The sequence below is a fragment of the Pseudolysinimonas kribbensis genome (genome assembly GCF_039531715.1).
Taxonomy (GTDB): Bacteria; Actinomycetota; Actinomycetes; order Actinomycetales; family Microbacteriaceae; genus Pseudolysinimonas; species Pseudolysinimonas kribbensis.
Genome location: NZ_BAAAQO010000002.1, coordinates 144761 through 160810, shown reverse-complemented (window position 1 = coordinate 160810; position 16050 = coordinate 144761). Strand labels below are relative to the sequence as shown.

At 72.3% G+C, this 16050-nt stretch carries 16 protein-coding genes; 13 read left to right on the top strand and 3 right to left on the bottom strand.

Annotated features, from left to right (window positions below; translation table 11 throughout):
* The 4 genes from ABD285_RS01425 (at position 1) to ABD285_RS01410 (ending at position 2230) form a co-directional block, all read left to right on the top strand.
* Positions 1-369, top strand: a complete 369-nt coding sequence (locus ABD285_RS01425) for a DUF1048 domain-containing protein (RefSeq protein WP_284253482.1) — start codon at positions 1-3, stop codon at positions 367-369.
* On the top strand, positions 366-1139 hold the full coding sequence (locus tag ABD285_RS01420; RefSeq protein WP_284253481.1) for an ABC transporter ATP-binding protein: 774 nt from the start codon (positions 366-368) through the stop codon (positions 1137-1139). Before ABD285_RS01425 ends, ABD285_RS01420 begins: the two co-directional genes overlap by 4 nt.
* Positions 1136-1909, top strand: a complete 774-nt coding sequence (locus ABD285_RS01415) for an ABC transporter permease (RefSeq protein WP_284253480.1) — start codon at positions 1136-1138, stop codon at positions 1907-1909. The genes ABD285_RS01420 and ABD285_RS01415 overlap by 4 nt, the downstream gene beginning before the upstream one ends.
* 195 nt (positions 1910-2104) lie before the next feature.
* Positions 2105-2230 (top strand): hypothetical protein, encoded by a 126-nt coding sequence (locus tag ABD285_RS01410; RefSeq protein WP_284253479.1) that lies wholly within the window; start codon positions 2105-2107, stop codon positions 2228-2230.
* Positions 2231-2342: 112 nt separating this feature from the next.
* On the opposite strand, the gene ABD285_RS01405 is transcribed toward ABD285_RS01410, so the two are convergent.
* A complete protein-coding gene (locus ABD285_RS01405; RefSeq protein WP_284253478.1) occupies positions 2343-2585 on the bottom strand; it encodes a hypothetical protein in 243 nt (80 codons plus the stop codon).
* Positions 2586-2685: 100 nt separating this feature from the next.
* On the opposite strand from ABD285_RS01405, the gene qcrB reads away from it, so the two are divergent.
* The 5 genes from qcrB (at position 2686) to ABD285_RS01380 (ending at position 9045) form a co-directional block, all read left to right on the top strand.
* A complete protein-coding gene (gene qcrB / locus ABD285_RS01400) occupies positions 2686-4290 on the top strand; it encodes a cytochrome bc1 complex cytochrome b subunit (RefSeq protein WP_284253477.1) in 1605 nt (534 codons plus the stop codon).
* An 81-nt stretch (positions 4291-4371) separates the two neighbouring features.
* Complete coding sequence (locus ABD285_RS01395; protein ID WP_284253476.1) at positions 4372-5862, top strand: anthranilate synthase component I family protein; 1491 nt, start codon at positions 4372-4374, stop codon at positions 5860-5862.
* Complete coding sequence (locus ABD285_RS01390) at positions 5859-6443, top strand: anthranilate synthase component II (protein WP_284253475.1); 585 nt, start codon at positions 5859-5861, stop codon at positions 6441-6443. Before ABD285_RS01395 ends, ABD285_RS01390 begins: the two co-directional genes overlap by 4 nt.
* Positions 6444-6520: 77 nt before the next feature.
* On the top strand, positions 6521-7294 hold the full coding sequence (locus ABD285_RS01385; RefSeq protein WP_284253474.1) for a COG4705 family protein: 774 nt from the start codon (positions 6521-6523) through the stop codon (positions 7292-7294).
* On the top strand, positions 7291-9045 hold the full coding sequence (locus ABD285_RS01380; RefSeq protein WP_344199646.1) for a gamma-glutamyltransferase family protein: 1755 nt from the start codon (positions 7291-7293) through the stop codon (positions 9043-9045). The genes ABD285_RS01385 and ABD285_RS01380 overlap by 4 nt, the downstream gene beginning before the upstream one ends.
* Before the next feature lie 15 nt (positions 9046-9060).
* Here the strand turns inward: ABD285_RS01380 and ABD285_RS01375 are convergent, their stop codons facing one another.
* A complete protein-coding gene (locus ABD285_RS01375; RefSeq protein WP_344199643.1) occupies positions 9061-10578 on the bottom strand; it encodes a CoA-acylating methylmalonate-semialdehyde dehydrogenase in 1518 nt (505 codons plus the stop codon).
* A 17-nt stretch (positions 10579-10595) separates the two neighbouring features.
* Entirely contained in the window at positions 10596-11903 is a 1308-nt protein-coding gene (locus ABD285_RS01370; RefSeq protein ID WP_425564955.1) for an aspartate aminotransferase family protein, read from the bottom strand.
* Positions 11904-12027: 124 nt separating this feature from the next.
* Here ABD285_RS01370 and ABD285_RS01365 point away from each other — a divergent pair, with 124 nt between their 5' ends.
* The 4 genes from ABD285_RS01365 to ABD285_RS01350 all read left to right on the top strand — a co-directional run bounded on the left by ABD285_RS01365 (position 12028) and on the right by ABD285_RS01350 (position 16049).
* Positions 12028-13545 (top strand): PucR family transcriptional regulator, encoded by a 1518-nt coding sequence (locus tag ABD285_RS01365; RefSeq protein ID WP_344199640.1) that lies wholly within the window; start codon positions 12028-12030, stop codon positions 13543-13545.
* 73 nt (positions 13546-13618) lie between these two features.
* Positions 13619-13789, top strand: a complete 171-nt coding sequence (locus tag ABD285_RS01360; protein ID WP_284253470.1) for a hypothetical protein — start codon at positions 13619-13621, stop codon at positions 13787-13789.
* A 153-nt stretch (positions 13790-13942) separates the two neighbouring features.
* Positions 13943-14905, top strand: a complete 963-nt coding sequence (locus ABD285_RS01355) for an ice-binding family protein (RefSeq protein ID WP_284253469.1) — start codon at positions 13943-13945, stop codon at positions 14903-14905.
* A gap of 142 nt (positions 14906-15047) precedes the next feature.
* Positions 15048-16049, top strand: a complete 1002-nt coding sequence (locus tag ABD285_RS01350; RefSeq protein ID WP_344199635.1) for an SDR family oxidoreductase — start codon at positions 15048-15050, stop codon at positions 16047-16049.
* The last annotated feature ends 1 nt before the right edge of the window (position 16050 follow it).

The window sequence follows — 16050 nt, the reverse complement described above, 5'->3', positions numbered from 1 at the left end:
ATGACCAGGAACATCATCGAGCTCGTCGTCGGCGATTTGTCCGACAAGAAGAAGTGGCGCGAGTACAAGGCGCGCGTCAAGGCCCTGCCCGGCGGCTACCGCACCGCGGTCGAGGGCATCGAGAAGTACCTCATGTACTCGGGCGGCATCACGAGCGGACCGCAGATCGTCGCGATGGTGAACGACCTCGCCGACCTGTTCGAGCGGGCGGCGGCGGACGGCACGCCCATCCGGAGCATCGTCGGGAGCGATCCCGTCGAGTTCGTCGACGCATTCGTCGCGAACTACTCCGACGGCGGCTGGCTGGCCAAGCACCAGCAGAAGCTGAACGAGGCGATCGACAAGGCCGCGGGGGAGCAGGACGGATGAGCGCCGCCATCCAGGTGCGCGGGCTCGAGAAGTCGTTCAAGGACCTGCACGTTCTGCGCGGCGTCGACTTCGAGGTCGAACGGGGCAGCATCTTCGCTCTGCTCGGCTCGAACGGCGCGGGCAAGACGACGGCGATCCGGATCCTCTCCACCCTGCTGCGCGCCGACGCGGGCTCCGCCGTCGTCGACGGTCACGATGTCGCGATCCACCCCGACCAGGTGCGGGCCGCGATCAGCCTCACCGGGCAGTTCGCGGCCGTCGACGACAAGCTGACGGGGCGCGAGAACCTCGTGCTGGTGGCGCGCCTGCGGCATCAGCCGGAAGCCGGCCGCATCGCCGACGAGCTGCTCGAGCGCTTCGCGCTCACCGAGGCGGCCTCGCGCAGGGTGGTGACCTACTCGGGTGGCATGCGCCGCCGGCTCGACATCGCGATGAGCCTCATCGGCGCCCCGTCGGTGATCTTCCTCGACGAGCCGACCACGGGCCTCGACCCCGAGGCGCGCAACGAGGTCTGGGCCACGATCGAGAAGCTCGCCGAGCACGGCACGACCGTGCTGCTCACCACCCAGTACCTCGACGAGGCCGAGCAGCTCGCCGACCGGGTCGCGATCCTGCACCACGGCCGGACCATCGTGAACGGCACCCTCGCCGAGCTGCGCGCCCTGCTGCCCGCGGCGACGAAGGAGTACGTCGAGAAGCAGCCCACCCTCGAGGAGGTCTTCTTCGCCCTCACGGGGGAGAAGCACGAGAAGGAAGGACAGGAGACATGACCACGCGCTTCCTGCGGGACACCGCGACGCTCACCGGCCGGTCGCTCACGCACATCCTGCGCAGCCCGGACACCATCATCACGACGGCGATCATGCCGATCGCGTTCCTGCTGCTGTTCGTCTACGTGTTCGGCGGGGCGATCGACACCGGGTCCGGCGTCGGGCAGGGCAGCTACGTCACCTACCTGCTGCCGGGCATCCTGCTCATCACGATCGCATCGGGGATCTCGTACACGGCCTACCGGCTGTTCCTCGACCTGCAGGGCGGCATCTTCGAACGGTTCCAGTCGATGCCGATCGCGCGGTCCTCGGTGCTCTGGGCGCACGTCGTCACCTCGGTCGTGTCGATCCTGGTCTCGCTCGTCCTGGTGGTCGGGGTTGCGCTCCTGATGGGGTTCCGCTCGGGCGCCGGCGTGCTCGAGTGGCTCGCCGTGCTGGGCATCGTCGTGCTGTTCACGCTCGCGCTGACCTGGCTCGCCGTCATCCCGGGTCTCACGGCGAAGTCGGTCGACGGCGCGAGCGCGTTCTCCTACCCGCTGATCTTCCTGCCGTTCATCAGCTCGGCGTTCGTGCCGACGTCGTCGATGCCGGGGCCGGTGCGGGTGTTCGCCGAGTACCAGCCAGTCACCTCGATCGTGAACACCATCCGGGCCCTGTTCGCCGGCGCGCCGGTGGGTCCGGACATCGGGGTCGCCATGGCGTGGACGGTCGGCGTGCTGGTGGCGGCCTACGCGATCGCGATGGTGGTCTACCGCCGCAGGATCTCCTGAGCCCGGGACTCTCCAACCCGCAGGCGACGTCCAGCTTGCCGGGATCACGGGGCGGGGAGGGCCGGTACCGGCCCCCTGCCGCACCCGAAGCGGCCCTCATCCCCGGTGGATGAGGCCCGCCTCATCGTGCCGACATAACGTCGACGTGACGGGGGACAGCCAAGGAGGATCCGTCATGAACAAGGGGCGACAGAGGTGAGCACCGACCCGCAACGCACCCGGCGCGACGTACCGCTGAGCCGGCGCCGCGAGGTCGCGATCATCACCATCGGGTACCTGGCGGCGGCCGCAGCGGTCGCGAGCACGGTGCTGGCGAGATGAGGAGGACCACGCGCGGTGCGGGTGGCGACGTGATCCTGATCGTCGTGACCTCGGTCTTCGCGCTCCTCGCGATCGGCGTCGCCCTGCTCGGGCTCCGCTTCCTGCTGGGCTCCTAGGGCACCTCGGCCACCGGCGCCGCCGTCTGCGTGACGTGCGCCTCGCTGCCGAGCACCTCGAACCCGTACTGGGTGACGAGCGCCGGCAGCTCGGCGAGGCCCGCCGCGACGGCGCCCTCCAACTCCGCCCGCTCGTCGCCCTCGCGCACACCCGCGGCGGCGGCGAGGTCGTGCACGGCCTGGGCGTCGCCGACCCGGACGGTGATCGTCGCCGTCACGGTGAAGATCTCATCGCTCATGGGCGAACGTTAGGGCCTGCCGGGGCCCGCGCCCATGGGTCACGGCGGATCAGCAGGTGCCGGATGTCACATTCCGCCGGGCTGCGTCGTCTTCCTTGGTGTGAGAGGGATTTCGATCACCGGGCGGCTCGAGACCGCGATCGGCCGCACCCGGGCGGGACGCCGCGCCGCGGACGTCGTGAGCGAACTGAAGGAACGGGTCGTGCCGACGCACTGGTCCAGCCTGTTCGGCGTGGTCACCGGGGCGAGTCTCGCGACCGTGTTCATCAGCGGCATCGTGCTCATGTTCTTCTACGTGCCGAGTTCGCAGCTCGTGACGTATCACGGGGCATACGCCCCGCTCGACGGCGCCACGATGTCCACCGCGTACCGCTCGGTGCTCGACCTGTCGCTCGGCACGCCGGGCGGGCTGCTGCTGCGGCAAGTGCATCACTGGTCGGCCCTGCTGCTGCCCGTCGCCGTCACCGCCCAGCTGCTCGCGACGTTCTTCACGGGCGGGTTCCGCCGTCCGCGGCAGTGGGCATGGCTGGTGCTCGTCCTGGTCTTCGTCGTGACGCTTGCGGCCGGATGGTCGGGGTACGGGCTGCCCGACGACCTGCTGGCCGGCACCGGCCTGCGCATCGTGCAGGGGATCGTCGTCGCGATCCCGGTGCTCGGCGCCTGGGCCTCGTCGGTGCTGTTCGGCGGCGGATTCCCGGGCACGATCATCGAGCACCTCTACCCGATCCACCTCGTCGCCTCGGCGGCGCTGCTCGCGCTGGTCGTCGTGCGGGCCCGGATGGCGTGGCGGCACGGTCCGACGCAGTTCGCCGGCCCGGGCCGCAGCGACGACGTCGTGGTGGGCGTGCCGATCCTGCCGACGGGGGCGGCTCGCGCGGCGGCTCTCGGCGCGGCGGTCGCGGCCGTGCTCGTGCTGGTCGGCGCCACGTTCACGATCGCGCCGATCTGGGTCTACGGCCCGTCGTCGCCGAGCGACGCCTCGGCCGGCAGCCAGCCGGACTGGTACACCGGCTTCCTCGACGGTGCCCTGCGGCTGGTGCCGCCCGGGTGGGAGTTCGAGGTCGGCGGCTACACCGTCAGTCTCGCCGTGCTCGTGCCGCTCGCGGTGGTCGGGCTGTTCCTGCTGCTGCTCGCCGTGTACCCGTTCCTCGAGCTGTGGGCGGTGGGCGATCGCCGCGAGCACCGCCTGCTGGAGCGGCCGCGCAGCACGCCCGTCCGCACCGGGATCGGCGTCGCCGGCATGGCCTTCTACGGCGCCCTGTGGGGCGCGGCGAGCGCCGACATCGTCGCCGTGCGGTTCGGCATGAGTCTCGAGACCGTGGTGCATCTCTTCCAGGTGCTTCTCCTGGCGGGACCGGTGGTCGGCTTCGTGCTGGCGGAGCGGATCTGCATCGCCCTGCAGAAGCGCGACCGCGAGGTCGCGCTGCACGGCTTCGAGACGGGACGGATCGTGCGGATGCCGGGCGGCCGCTACGTCGAGCTGCACCGCAGCGTCGATCGCTACGAGCGCTTCCGGCTCCTCGCGGTCGAGCCGGCGCCCGACGTGCCGGTGCGTCCGGATCGGCGCGGCCGGCTGCATCCGTCGCTCCGGCTGCGCGCGGCGCTCGTGCACGTGCTCTTCCAGGACCGCCTCGCGCCGCCGACCCGCGACGAGCTCGCAGCGATCGAGCAGGACGAACGCGTGGAGGAGCTCTCGGCCGCCTGACCGGGCGCGAAACCGCGCGCCGCCGACCCCCTACGCTGGAAGACGAACCAGCGACCACGCGCGAGCCGACGGGAGGCGGGCATGTCCGGGACCTCGACCGCGCTGCCGGTCCGGGTGGGGCTGCGCGAGGAGCGGATCGCCGTCGACGATCCGTTCGCCACCTTCGTCGCGTTGCGTTCGCGCTTCGGCGAGCGCGAGGTCGCACTGTTCGAGTCGCTCGGCGGGCCGGACATCGACAACCGGGCCGCGCTCATCCAGGTCGGGCGCCTCGTCGAGATCTCGGTGCGGGATCGTCGCGTGGAGCTCGACGGCGACGCCGCGATCTCCGCCCACGTGCGCGAGCGGCTCGTCGCGGCCGGGCTGGTCGGCGAGGAGGGCGACGCGCTGCCGATCGGCGCCGGGGTCACGGTGTGGGATGTCGCCCGCACCTGCGAGGCCGCCTTCGCGCTCGAGGACGCCGCCTCCGATCGTTTCGACTTCGGCTTCAGCGTCGTGCTCGGCTACGAGGTCGCCGCGGAGATCGAGAACCTCCGGTTCGAGCATCCGGGCAGTGACGATCTGCCCGACGTCGTGCTCACCGCCTACGCGAGCACCGTCTCGTTCGACCTCGTCCACGCGACGGCGACGGTCATCGCGACCGAGTCCCCGCTCTGGGGCTCGCGCTACGACGAGGTCGCCGACGCGCTGCGCGATGCGGCGGCTGCGCCGGTCGTGCTGCCCGCCGATCCCGCGGCGCCCGGCACCGACGTCTCCGACTCGCTCGGTGAAGCCGAGTACCTCGAGATGGCCGAGGTCGCGCTCGAGCACATCCGTGCCGGCGACATCTACCAGGTGCAGCTCGGTCACGAGATCCGGGTGCGCGGCGCGCGCGACGACCTGGCGGTCTACGCCCGGATGCGGCGCGACAACCCCTCGCCGTACATGGCCTTCATTCCGGTCGGGGAATACGCGGTGCTGAGCGCCAGTCCGGAGCTGCACGTGCGCGTCTCCGGTGACGAGCTGCTCATGCGCCCGATCGCCGGCACGGCGCGCCGCGGCGCCGACGAGGAGCAGAACGCGCGCAACCGCGAGTGGCTGCTCGCCGACGACAAGGAGGCCGCCGAGCACGTCATGCTCGTCGACCTGTGCCGCAACGATCTCGGCCGCGTCGCGGTGACCGGATCGGTGACCGTCGACCAGCTGATGACGGTCGAGACCTACTCGCACGTCTTCCATCTCGTGAGCACGGTGTCGGCGACGCTGCGGTCCGGGCGCGACGTCTGGGACGTCGTGTGCGCGACGTTCCCCGCCGGCACGATGACGGGCGCGCCCAAGATCCGCGCGATCCAGATCATCGAGGAGCTCGAGAACTCGCGTCGCGGGTTCTATGCGGGGGTCTTCGGCCTCGTCGGCGTCGGCGGGTTCGCCAATCTCGCCCTCAGCATCCGCACGGTCGTCGCCGGTCCCGACGGGTACTCGCTGCGCGCCTCGGCGGGTGTCGTGATCGACTCGTCGCCGCAGTCGGAGTGGAACGAGACCCTCGCCAAGATGGGCGCCCCGGCGCGCGCGACGACCGGGAGGGACCTGCTGTGAGGGCTCTGCTCGTCGACGCGTTCGACAGCTTCGCGCACATCATCTACCAGTACCTCGAGGTCGCCGGCGTCGAGACGGAGGTCGTGCGCAGCGGCGAGCTGACACCCGAGCAGGTGCGCGACGGCGCGCACGACTTCGTGCTGCTGGGGCCGGGGCCCGGAACCCCGGAGGACTCCGGCCACGTCGAGCTCGTCCAGGCGCTCGCGGGGGTGAAGCCCGTGCTCGGCGTCTGCCTCGGCCATCAGGCCATCGCCGTCGCGTTCGGCGGCATCGTGGATCGTGCGGCCCGCCCGATGCACGGCAAGACCAGCGCGATCGAGCACGACGCCCGCGGCGTGTTCACCGGTCGCGTCGCGTCGTTCCCGGCCACCCGCTATCACTCGCTCGCCGTCGTGGAGGGGTCGCTGCCGAGCGAGCTCGAGGTCTCGGCCCGCGCCGCCAACGACGGCGCCGTCATGGGGCTGCGGCACACGTCGCTGCCGATCGAGGGCGTGCAGTTCCACCCGGAGTCGGTGCTGACCGAGGCGGGCCTCGCGCTGTTCCGCTCCTTCATCGCCACGGTGCCCGCGCCGGTCGACTGAGAACCTCTTCAGCCGGCGCCGCGCAGATCCCCGGTCGGCCGGGGCGGACTCCCCGGATCGCCCGGGAGCATGGGTCAGTGCCGCGAACGAACGACGACGCCGTCCGCGTGCCGCAGCCGACCGTCCTGTTCTGGGTCATCAAGCTCCTGAGCACCGGGGCGGGGGAGGCGATCTCCGATTTCTTCGTGAAGACGTTCGACCCCGTGCCGGTGGTGCTGATCGCGGGCGTGGTCTTCGCGGCCTGCTTCGCGATCCAGATCACCGCCCGGCGGTACGTGCCGTGGCGGTACTGGCTCTTCGTGAGCCTCGTCGCGGTGTTCGGCACGATGGTGGCCGATGCGACGCACATCGTCGTCGGGGTGCCCTACCCGATCTCGACGGGCGCGTTCGCCATCGCGCTCGCGGTCGTGCTGATCGCGTGGCGGCTCGCCGAGGGTACCGTGTCGATCCACTCGATCACGACGGGCCGGCGCGAGCTCTTCTACTGGGTCACCGTGCTCGTCACCTTCGCGCTCGGCACGGCGCTCGGCGACCTCACCGCGACGAGCTTCGGGCTGGGCTGGCTCGGATCGGGCGTGCTGTTCGTGGCTCTGTTCGCGATGCCCGGGATCGCCTTCCTCCTGCGCGCTCCGGCCACCCTCGCGTTCTGGTGGGCGTACGTGCTCACCCGGCCGCTCGGCGCCTCGTTCGCCGACTGGCTCGGCATGCCGCCGGATGCCGCCGGCCTCGGGTTCGGTCCGCTGCCGGTCGGCGCCGTGGGCGCGGCGCTGATCGTCGCCGGGGTGGCCCTTCTCCAGCGCCGGGGGCGCGCGATGCCGGTGCCCGCCGCGCCGTATCGTGGCGAGGGATGACGTTCACGCCGCCTTCCCCGTTCACCACCCGGCCCGAGCTGCACGGCACGTTCGGCATGGCCGCGACGACGCACTGGCTCGCGACGGCCAGCGCGCAGGCCGTGCTGGAGCGCGGCGGCACGGCGTTCGACGCGGCGATCGCGGCCGGGTTCGTGCTGCACGTCGTCGAGCCGCACCTGAACGGCGCGGGCGGTGACCTGGTCGGCCTCTACGCGACGGCCGGCGACCCGACCCCGCGCGTGCTCGAGGGGCAGGGCCCCGCGCCCGCCGCCGCGACGATCGAGCACTACCGCGCCGAGGGACTCGGCGGCGTCCCCGGGGCGGGCGTGCTCGCGCCCGCCGTGCCCGGTGCGGTGGCCGCCTGGCTGGCCCTGCACGAGCGGCACGGCACCTGGGAGCTGGGCGACCTGCTCGCCTTCGCGCTCGGGTACGCCCGCGACGGCCATCCGGTGCTCGGCCGGGTGGCGGCCACGATCGGCCGGATGCGCGAGGTCTTCGTCGAGCACTGGCCCACGTCGGCGCGGCGCTGGCTGGTCGAGGGCGCGCCGCCGGCCCCGGACTCGATCGCCCGCAATCCCGAGTACGCGCGCGTGCTCGAGGGCCTCGCCGCCGACGGGCTCGGCTACTGGCACGGCGAGGTGGCCGACGCGATCGGGGCATTCGCGGGCGAGCCGACGTGGCATCCGGTCGACGGCCGGGAGCACCGCGGCGTGCTCACCGCCGACGACCTGCGCGCGTTCCTGCCCGAGGTCGCCGGCACCGCGATGACGTACCAGTTCCGCGGCACGACGGTCGCGAAGGCCGGCCCGTGGTCGCAGGGCCCCGTGCAGCTGCTCATGCTCGCGATGCTCGACGGCCTGCCCGATGAGCGGCTCGACCCGTCGACGGCGCTCGGGGTGCACACGATCGCCGAGGTCGAGGCCCTCGCGATGGCGGACCGCGACGCGTGGTTCGGCGACGGGTGCGACATCCGGGGCCTGTTCGATCCCGGCTACCTCGCCGAGCGCCGAGCGCTCATCGGCGAGCGGGCCGCACGCGACTACCGGCCGGGCAGCCCGCAAGGGCGCACCCCGTGGATGCCGCCGCTCAGCACGGAGGGCGAGCTCGCGGGCAGGCCGCCGGGCACCGGGGAACCCACGGTCGACCTGCGGTCCAAGGGCGCCCCGCGCGGCGACACCTGCCACCTCGACGTGATCGACCGCTGGGGCAACATCGTGTCGGTCACGCCGTCGGGCGGCTGGCTGCAGTCGTCGCCGACGGTGCCGGAAATCGGCTTCGCACTCGGCACCCGGTTGCAGATGGCCTGGCTCGACCCGGCGTCGCCGACGGCGCTGCGACCGGGGATGCGTCCCCGCACGACGCTGAGCCCCACGCTCCTGCTGCGCGAGAGCCGCGCGGTGGAGGCGCTCGGCACGCCGGGGGGCGACCAGCAGGACGAGTGGCAGCTCACCTACCTGCTGCGCCGGCTCGTCGGCGGCTGGCCCGCGCAGGCCGCGATCGACGGTCCCGGTGCGCACTCGACCGCGCACGTCGGCTCGTTCGAGCCGCGCACCTGGACCCCGGCCGGGCTCGCCGTGGAGGATCGCCTCGGCGACGACGTCATCGCCGACCTCGAGGCCCGCGGCCACGTGGTCACGCGCGAGGGCGACTGGTCGCTCGGGCGCATGTCGGCCGTGGGCGCGCACCCCGAGGGCGGGTACTTCGCCGCGGCGAACCCCCGTGGGTCGCAGGGCTACGCGGCCGGCCGCTGAGCCGTCTCGCGCCCGCTATCCGTTCTGGGGGAAGCCGAGGTTGATGCCGCCGTGGGAGGGGTCGAGCCAGCGTTGGGTGATCGCCTTCTCCTGGGTGAAGAAGTCGAAGCCGGCCGGGCCGTATGCCTTGCTCGCGCCGAACAGCGACTGCTTCCATCCGCCGAAGCTGAAGTAGCCGACCGGCACGGGGATCGGCACGTTGATGCCGATCATGCCGACCTGGATCTCGTTCTGGAAGCGCCTCGCGGCGCCGCCGTCGTTCGTGAAGATCGCGGTGCCGTTGCCGAACCGACCGGTGTTGATGAGCTCCACGCCCTCCTCGAAGGTGGCGACGCGCACGACCGACAGCACCGGTCCGAAGATCTCGTCGCTGTAGACCCGGGATGAGGTGGGCACGTTGTCGATGAGCGTGGGGCCGAGCCAGAACCCGTCCTGCGCGCCGTCGGCCTCCACGCCCCGGCCGTCGACGACGACGTCGGCGCCGTCCTCGAGCGCGAGGTCGATGTAGCCGGCGACCTTGTCGCGGTGCTCGCCCGTGACGAGCGGCCCCATGTCGGGGTTCCTGCGACCGTCGCCGACGCGCAGCCCCGCCATCCGCTCCCTGACCTTCGCGATGAGGGCGTCGGCGACGGGGTCGACGGCGACGACGACCGACACCGCCATGCACCGCTCGCCCGCGGAGCCGAAGCCCGCGTTGACCGCGGAGTCCGCGACCAGGTCGAGGTCGGCATCCGGCAGCACCAGCATGTGGTTCTTGGCGCCGCCGAGGGCCTGCACGCGCTTGCCGGTCTTCGCCGCGGTCTCGTAGATGTACTGCGCGATCGGCGTCGACCCCACGAACGAGATCGAACGCACCTCCGGATGGTTCAGCAGCGCGTCGACCGCGACCTTGTCGCCGTGCACGACGTTGAAGACGCCGTCGGGCAGGCCGGCCTCGGTCCAGAGCGCCGCGATCCAGTTGGCCGCCGACGGATCCTTCTCGCTGGGCTTCAGCACGACCGTGTTGCCGGCCGCGATCGCGACGGGGAAGAACCACATCGGCACCATCGCGGGGAAGTTGAAGGGCGAGATGATGCCCACGACGCCGAGCGGCTGCTTGATCGAGTACACGTCGACGTTGGTCGACACGTTCTCGGAGTGCTCGCCCTTGAGGAACTGCGGGAACCCGCAGGCCAGCTCGACGATCTCGAGCCCGCGGGCGATCTCGCCGGCCGCGTCGGAGAGCACCTTGCCGTGCTCCGAGGTGATGATCTCGGCCAGCTCGTCCCGGCGCTCGTTGAGCAGCTCGCGGAAGCGGAAGATGACGGCCTGCCGCTTCGCGATCGACGTGTCGCGCCATCCCGGGAACGCCGCGGCGGCCGAGAGCACGGCCGCGTCGACCTCCTCCTCGGAGGCGAGCGCGACCTGCTTGGTCACGGCGCCGAGCGCGGGGTCGTAGACGGGGGCGGTGCGACCCGAGGTCGAGGGGTGCGGGGCCCCGTCGATCCAGTGGTCGACGGATGCCGTGCTCGTGCGGGAAAGGGTGTCGGTCATGGTCTCCTCCGGAGCGGTCAGAGCGCGCCGAGCGCGGTGTCGATGATGCCGAGGCCGCGGTCGACCTCGGCGGGAGTGATGACGAGCGGCGGCACGATGTGCAGCCGGTTGTCCTGGACGAACGGCAGGAGCCCGCCGTCGAGCAGCGCCTTCTTGAGGCGCCCCATATCGGGTGCCGGCAGCGGCGCCCGCGTCGCGCGGTCGGCGACGAGCTCGACCGCCCAGAACGCGCCGAGGCCGCGGACCTCGCCGATCACGTCGTGCGTGCGCTGCAACGTCGCGAGACCCGGGCCGAGATGATCGCGCCCGATCTGCGCGGCGTGGTCGACGATCCCCTCGTCCTCCATCGCGTCGAGCGTGGCGAGGATGCTGGCGGCCGCGAGCGGATGCCCCGAGTAGGTGAGCCCGCCCGGGAACACGCGCTCGTCGAAGTGGTGCGCGATCGGGTCGGAGATCATGACGCCGCCGACCGGCACGTACCCCGAGTTGACGCCCTTGGCGAAGGTGATGAGGTCGGGCACCACGCCGTCGTGGTCGAGCGCGAGCCAGTGCCCGGTGCGGCCGAAGCCCGCCATGACCTCGTCGAGGATCAGCACGATCCCGTACCGGTCGGCCAGCTCGCGCACGCCCGCGAGGTAGCCGGGCGGCGGCACCAGGATGCCCGCGGTGCCGGGCACGGTCTCGAGCAGGATGCCGGCGATGGTGTCGGCGCCCTCCGCCTGGATGACCCGCTCGAGATGGTGCAGCGCGCGCGCCGACTCCTCCTGGGGCGTCGTCGCCCAGAACTCGGAGCGGTAGAGGTAGGGCCCGAAGACGTGCACGTGGCCGCGCGCGTACTCGTTCGGCATCCGGCGCCAGTCGCCGGTCGCGACGATCGCGGCGCCCGTGTTGCCGTGGTAGCTGCGGTAGTGCGACACGATCTTGTCGCGGCCGGTGAACAGCCGCGCCATGCGCATCGCGTTCTCGTTGGCGTCGGCGCCGCCGTTGGTGAAGAAGATCTTCGAGAAGCCGGCGGGCGCGTGCTGCAGGATGCGGCGGGCCGCCTCCGAGCGGGTCGCGTTGGCGGTCGACGGGCCGATCGTGGTCAGGAGGTCGGCCTGCTCCTTGATGCCCGCCACCACCGCCGGATGCTGGTACCCGATATTGACGTTGACGAGCTGGCTGGAGAAGTCGAGCCAGCGGTTGCCGTCGAAGTCCCAGACCTCGCAGCCGCGGCCGCCTGCGATGACCATCGGGTCGAGCGCGCCCTGCGCCGACCACGAGTGGAAGACGTGCGCGCGGTCGAGCGCCTTCACCTCGGCGTTGGTGCTCACGTCGCGGATCACGTCGGTCACGGGTGCCTCCTCGGGGCGTCGTCGCGCTTCGATCATCCTCCGCCGGTCGGCTGCGCCGGTATGCCGATCTGGCTAACGTGGGCATAATCCTCGACGAACTGGCAAAGGGGTGCCCATGGCCGCGACGCTGCGCACGCTGCTGGACACCGCGCGCTTCCACCTGCGGCTCATCGTGCCGCCGATCGATGCCGCCGTGCTCGACGAGCCGCTGGCCTGGGCCCACAGCTCCGACCTGCCCGACCCCACCCCGTGGCTCGAGCCCGGCCAGCTGCTGCTGACCGACGGCGGATACTTCCGGCGGCATCCGGGGCGGGATGCCGCCGACGCCTACGTCGAGCGCCTCGCCGGCGCGTCGGTGCGCGCGCTGGGGTTCGCGACCTCCGTCATCCACGACGAGGTGCCGCCGGCGCTCGTCGACGCGGCGCGCCGACGGGACTTCCCGCTGATCGAGGTCGCCGATCGCACGCCGTTCATGGCGATCATCCGGCATGTCGCCGACACGATCGCCGCCGACCAGCGTGAGCGGCTCGACTGGCTGCTCGACGCGCAACGGGCGATCGCGCGGGCCGCGCTGCGCGTCGACGGGCTGAGCGCGATCCTGCACGAGCTCGAGGATCGCCTCGACGGGTGGGTGGCGCTGTTCGACGCCGCGGGGGAGCGGGTCGCGATCCCGACCGAGCGGCGCATCCCGGAGGAGCTGGGCGGTGCCGTGGAGCACGCGGTGCGGCGGGCGCTCAGCACCGGAACCCGGCGCGGCGGGCGGATCTCGACGGCCGGCGGGGAGGTCACGCTGCAGACCCTCGGCCGTCGCGACCGGTTGCGCGGCGTGCTCGCGATCGGCAACCCCGCGCCGCTCGACGAGGCCGGCGCCGACCTCGTCGCGAGCGTCATCGCGCTCGCCTCGATCGCGCTCGAGCAGAGCCGCGCCCTCGAGGACGCGCGCCGCAGCCTGCGCGCGGGCGTGCTCGACCTGCTGCTCGCGGGAAGCGTCGACGTCGCGGCGCGCAGCGCCCAGCTGCTCGGCAGCCCTCTGCCCGCCGAGCCGGTGCGGGTCGTCGTCGCCCCTGCCGGCGCCGCACGGCGGCTGCTCGTGGAGGAGCTCGAACTCGACGCCGAACGCGGGCGAGGCCCGTTCTTCGCGCTCGACGGGGATCGGCTCGTGCTGCTCGTCCCCGACGCGCGGCTCGATGCCCTGGCCGCCGTCCTGCGCCGGCACCGCACCATCGCAGGCGCGTCCGGTCCGGCGGGATGGGGCGAGCTGCGAGCGGCGCTGGCCGAGGCCGAGCGCGCGGCCGCCGCGGTCGCCGATGGGGGGTCCGGCGCGCTCCAGCGCTTCGACCAGCTGGCCGCCGACGGGATGATCGGACTGCTCGCCCGCTCGGGCGGCCGCGAGGCCTCCCGGCGGCTGCTCGAACCGCTGCGCGATCGGCCGGCGGGCGACGTCGACGAGCTGCTGGGCGCTGCGCGCGTGTGGCTGGGCCACAACGGGGCGTGGGATCCGGCGGCGAAGGAGCTCGGCATCCACCGGCACACCCTGCGGGCGCGCATGGCCGGGCTGGGGTCGGCGATCGGACTCGACCTCGACGATTTCGCGGGGCGGGCCGAGCTGTGGGCGGCGTTGCAGCTCTCGTGACCGAGTCTCGCCTCGCCCGAGCGTTGACTGTGGGATGACGCGTGCTCGCCGGTGCCGTGGCTACCGTGCAGGAATGCTGATCCTGGTCATTGTGCTGCTGGTGCTCTGGGCGATCCTGTCTGTGGTCGGGTTCGCGATCAAGGGCCTCGTCTGGCTGGCCATCATCGGCATCATCCTGTTCGTCGCCACCCTCGTCATCGGCCTGCTCCGGCGAGCGGTCACGCGTCGGCGCAGCAAGGTGTAACCGCAGAGATACCGGCGAACGGCGCCCCCCGTTCGGGGAGATCGCTAGGGAATCGGCCGCTTGGCGTGTATACCTCGGAATAAGGGAAGGTAGAACGGGGGTTCTACCCTTTCGCGCTGGAGTTCGTCGCAGCCCATGCGAGATGAGGCCGTCATGGCCGCAGGAAACTCCACGTCCATACTCCGTATCGCCGCGCTGGCGGTGCCGCTCGCCGCGGCCCTGGCGTTGGTCACCGGGGTCGGCTCGGCCATGGCGGCCGAGGCTCCCGTCGGGATGCTGACGAACGAGCAGGTTGCCGTGCTGGCGGGCTCCACCGTCACCAACACGGGGCCCACGATCGTCTCGGGTGATCTCGATCTCAGCCCCGGCTCATCGGTCACGGGCTTCGGACCCGGCACCGTCACGGCGGGCACGACGCACGTCGCGGATCCCGTCGCGGTCCAGGCTCAGGCAGATCTGACCACCGCCACCGGCGACGCGTCCAGCCGCGCCTCCACCGGCAACGTGCCGGTGGATCTCGCCGGGCTGACGCTCGTGCCGGGCGTCTACGACGGCGCCGCGCTCTCCCTGTCCGGCACGCTGGTGTTGAACGGCGACGCCGACTCCGTCTTCATCCTCCGAGCCGCGAGCACGCTGATCACCGGCAGCAGCAGCGTCGTCTCGATGATCGGTGGTGCCACCTCGTGCAATGTGTGGTGGGTGGTGCCGAGCTCAGCGACGCTCGGCAGCGATTCGACCTTCGTCGGAACGATCCTCGCCGGGGCCACGATCACCGCCGACACCGACGCCACCATCGCCGGACGCCTGCTGGCCAGCACCGGCGCGGTGAATCTTCACTCCAACCTCGTCACCCGTCCGGCCGGATGCACGAACACCACGGGAGGATCCTCGAGCGACGGTGGCGGTACCGACGGCACGGGCGGGAGCGGAGGCACCGGCGGTTCGGCGACGGGCGGATCGTCGACGACAGGCGGCCCATCGTCGTCGCCCACTCAGACCGGGACGCTCGCAGCGACGGGAGTGAGCACGGTGCCGGCGGGTCTTGCGCTCGGCCTGCTCGCGAGCGGCATCGTGCTCACCGTCCTGCGTCGACGCATTCTCCAGGCGCGCCACTGAGGTTCGTCGGGCGGGATGGCCTTCGGGGGCGTGCGGAGCGCCCCGCGATGTGCGTCGGCCGGTCGCCAGGCCGCCGCCGACGCCGCTGAGAGGCGGCTGCGATGGTGACCCGGCAGCGCACCCGCGGGCGAATGCTCGGAGCATGGGCAGAGGTGTGGCGGTGGTGACGGGCGGCAGCGCGGGACTCGGGCGGGCGATCGTGCGGGAGCTCGCGGGCCGGGGCTGGGATGTCGCGGTGCTCGCCCGCGGAGCGGACGGCGTCGAGGCCGCGGCCTCCGAGGCGCGCGAACGCGGCGTGCGGGCGATCGGCGTCACCGTCGATGTCGCCGACACGGATGCCGTGGAGGCGGCCGCCGACCGCGTCGAGGCCGAACTCGGCCCGATCGAGCTCTGGGTCAACGACGCGATGGTGTCGGTCTTCGGCCCGTTCGACCAGATCGAGCCGGCCGACTTCGAGCGGGTCATCCGGGTGGTGTTCCTCGGGTTCGCGAACGGCACGCGCGCGGCCGTGCGGCGCATGGAGCCGCGGGGGAGCGGACACGTGATCCAGGTGGGGTCGGCGCTGGCGCACCGCGGCATCCCGCTGCAGTCGGCGTACTGCGCGTCGAAGCACGCGATCAAGAGCCTCAGCGAGTCGGTGATGGTCGAGCTGGAGCACCGGGGGTCCGACGTGCGGATCTCGCAGGTCGACATGCCCGCGATGAACACCGTGCAGTTCAACTGGGTGAAGAACCTGCTGCGGCACCACCCGCAGCCGGTGCCGCCGATCCTGCAGCCGGAGGTGTGCGCCGCGATCCTCGCCGACGTCGCCGACCGACCGCGCCGGCGCACCTGGGTGGGCGAGGCGACGGTCGCGACGATCCTCGGCACGCGCCTCTCGGCGCGGCTCGCCGACCGGCTCGCGCTGAAGTCCGGGTTCGCGCAGGAGGACCCGTCGCTGCACGAGCCGATGCTGCCGCCGAATCTGTGGGAGCCGGTGCCCGGCGACCACGGCGCGCACGGCGCCTTCGACGATCGGGCCAAGGCCCTCACCCCGCAGACCTGGGCGCAGCAGCACCGCGGGCTCGCCGCCGCGATCGGCGCCGCGGGGGCCGTGGTCGCCGCCACCGCCCTTGCGTCCGGCATGCGCGCCGCGCGACGCTAGA

Coding starts and splice junctions, on each gene's coding strand:
- ABD285_RS01395 (WP_284253476.1), top strand. CDS start 4,372: ATGTCCGGGACCTCGACCGCGCTGCCGGTCCGGGTGGGGCTGCGCGAG.
- ABD285_RS01415 (WP_284253480.1), top strand. CDS start 1,136: ATGACCACGCGCTTCCTGCGGGACACCGCGACGCTCACCGGCCGGTCG.
- ABD285_RS01425 (WP_284253482.1), top strand. CDS start 1: ATGACCAGGAACATCATCGAGCTCGTCGTCGGCGATTTGTCCGACAAG.
- ABD285_RS01375 (WP_344199643.1), bottom strand. CDS start 10,578: ATGACCGACACCCTTTCCCGCACGAGCACGGCATCCGTCGACCACTGG.
- ABD285_RS01360 (WP_284253470.1), top strand. CDS start 13,619: ATGCTGATCCTGGTCATTGTGCTGCTGGTGCTCTGGGCGATCCTGTCT.
- ABD285_RS01405 (WP_284253478.1), bottom strand. CDS start 2,585: ATGAGCGATGAGATCTTCACCGTGACGGCGACGATCACCGTCCGGGTC.
- ABD285_RS01350 (WP_344199635.1), top strand. CDS start 15,048: ATGGGCAGAGGTGTGGCGGTGGTGACGGGCGGCAGCGCGGGACTCGGG.
- ABD285_RS01355 (WP_284253469.1), top strand. CDS start 13,943: ATGGCCGCAGGAAACTCCACGTCCATACTCCGTATCGCCGCGCTGGCG.
- ABD285_RS01365 (WP_344199640.1), top strand. CDS start 12,028: ATGGCCGCGACGCTGCGCACGCTGCTGGACACCGCGCGCTTCCACCTG.
- ABD285_RS01380 (WP_344199646.1), top strand. CDS start 7,291: ATGACGTTCACGCCGCCTTCCCCGTTCACCACCCGGCCCGAGCTGCAC.
- ABD285_RS01420 (WP_284253481.1), top strand. CDS start 366: ATGAGCGCCGCCATCCAGGTGCGCGGGCTCGAGAAGTCGTTCAAGGAC.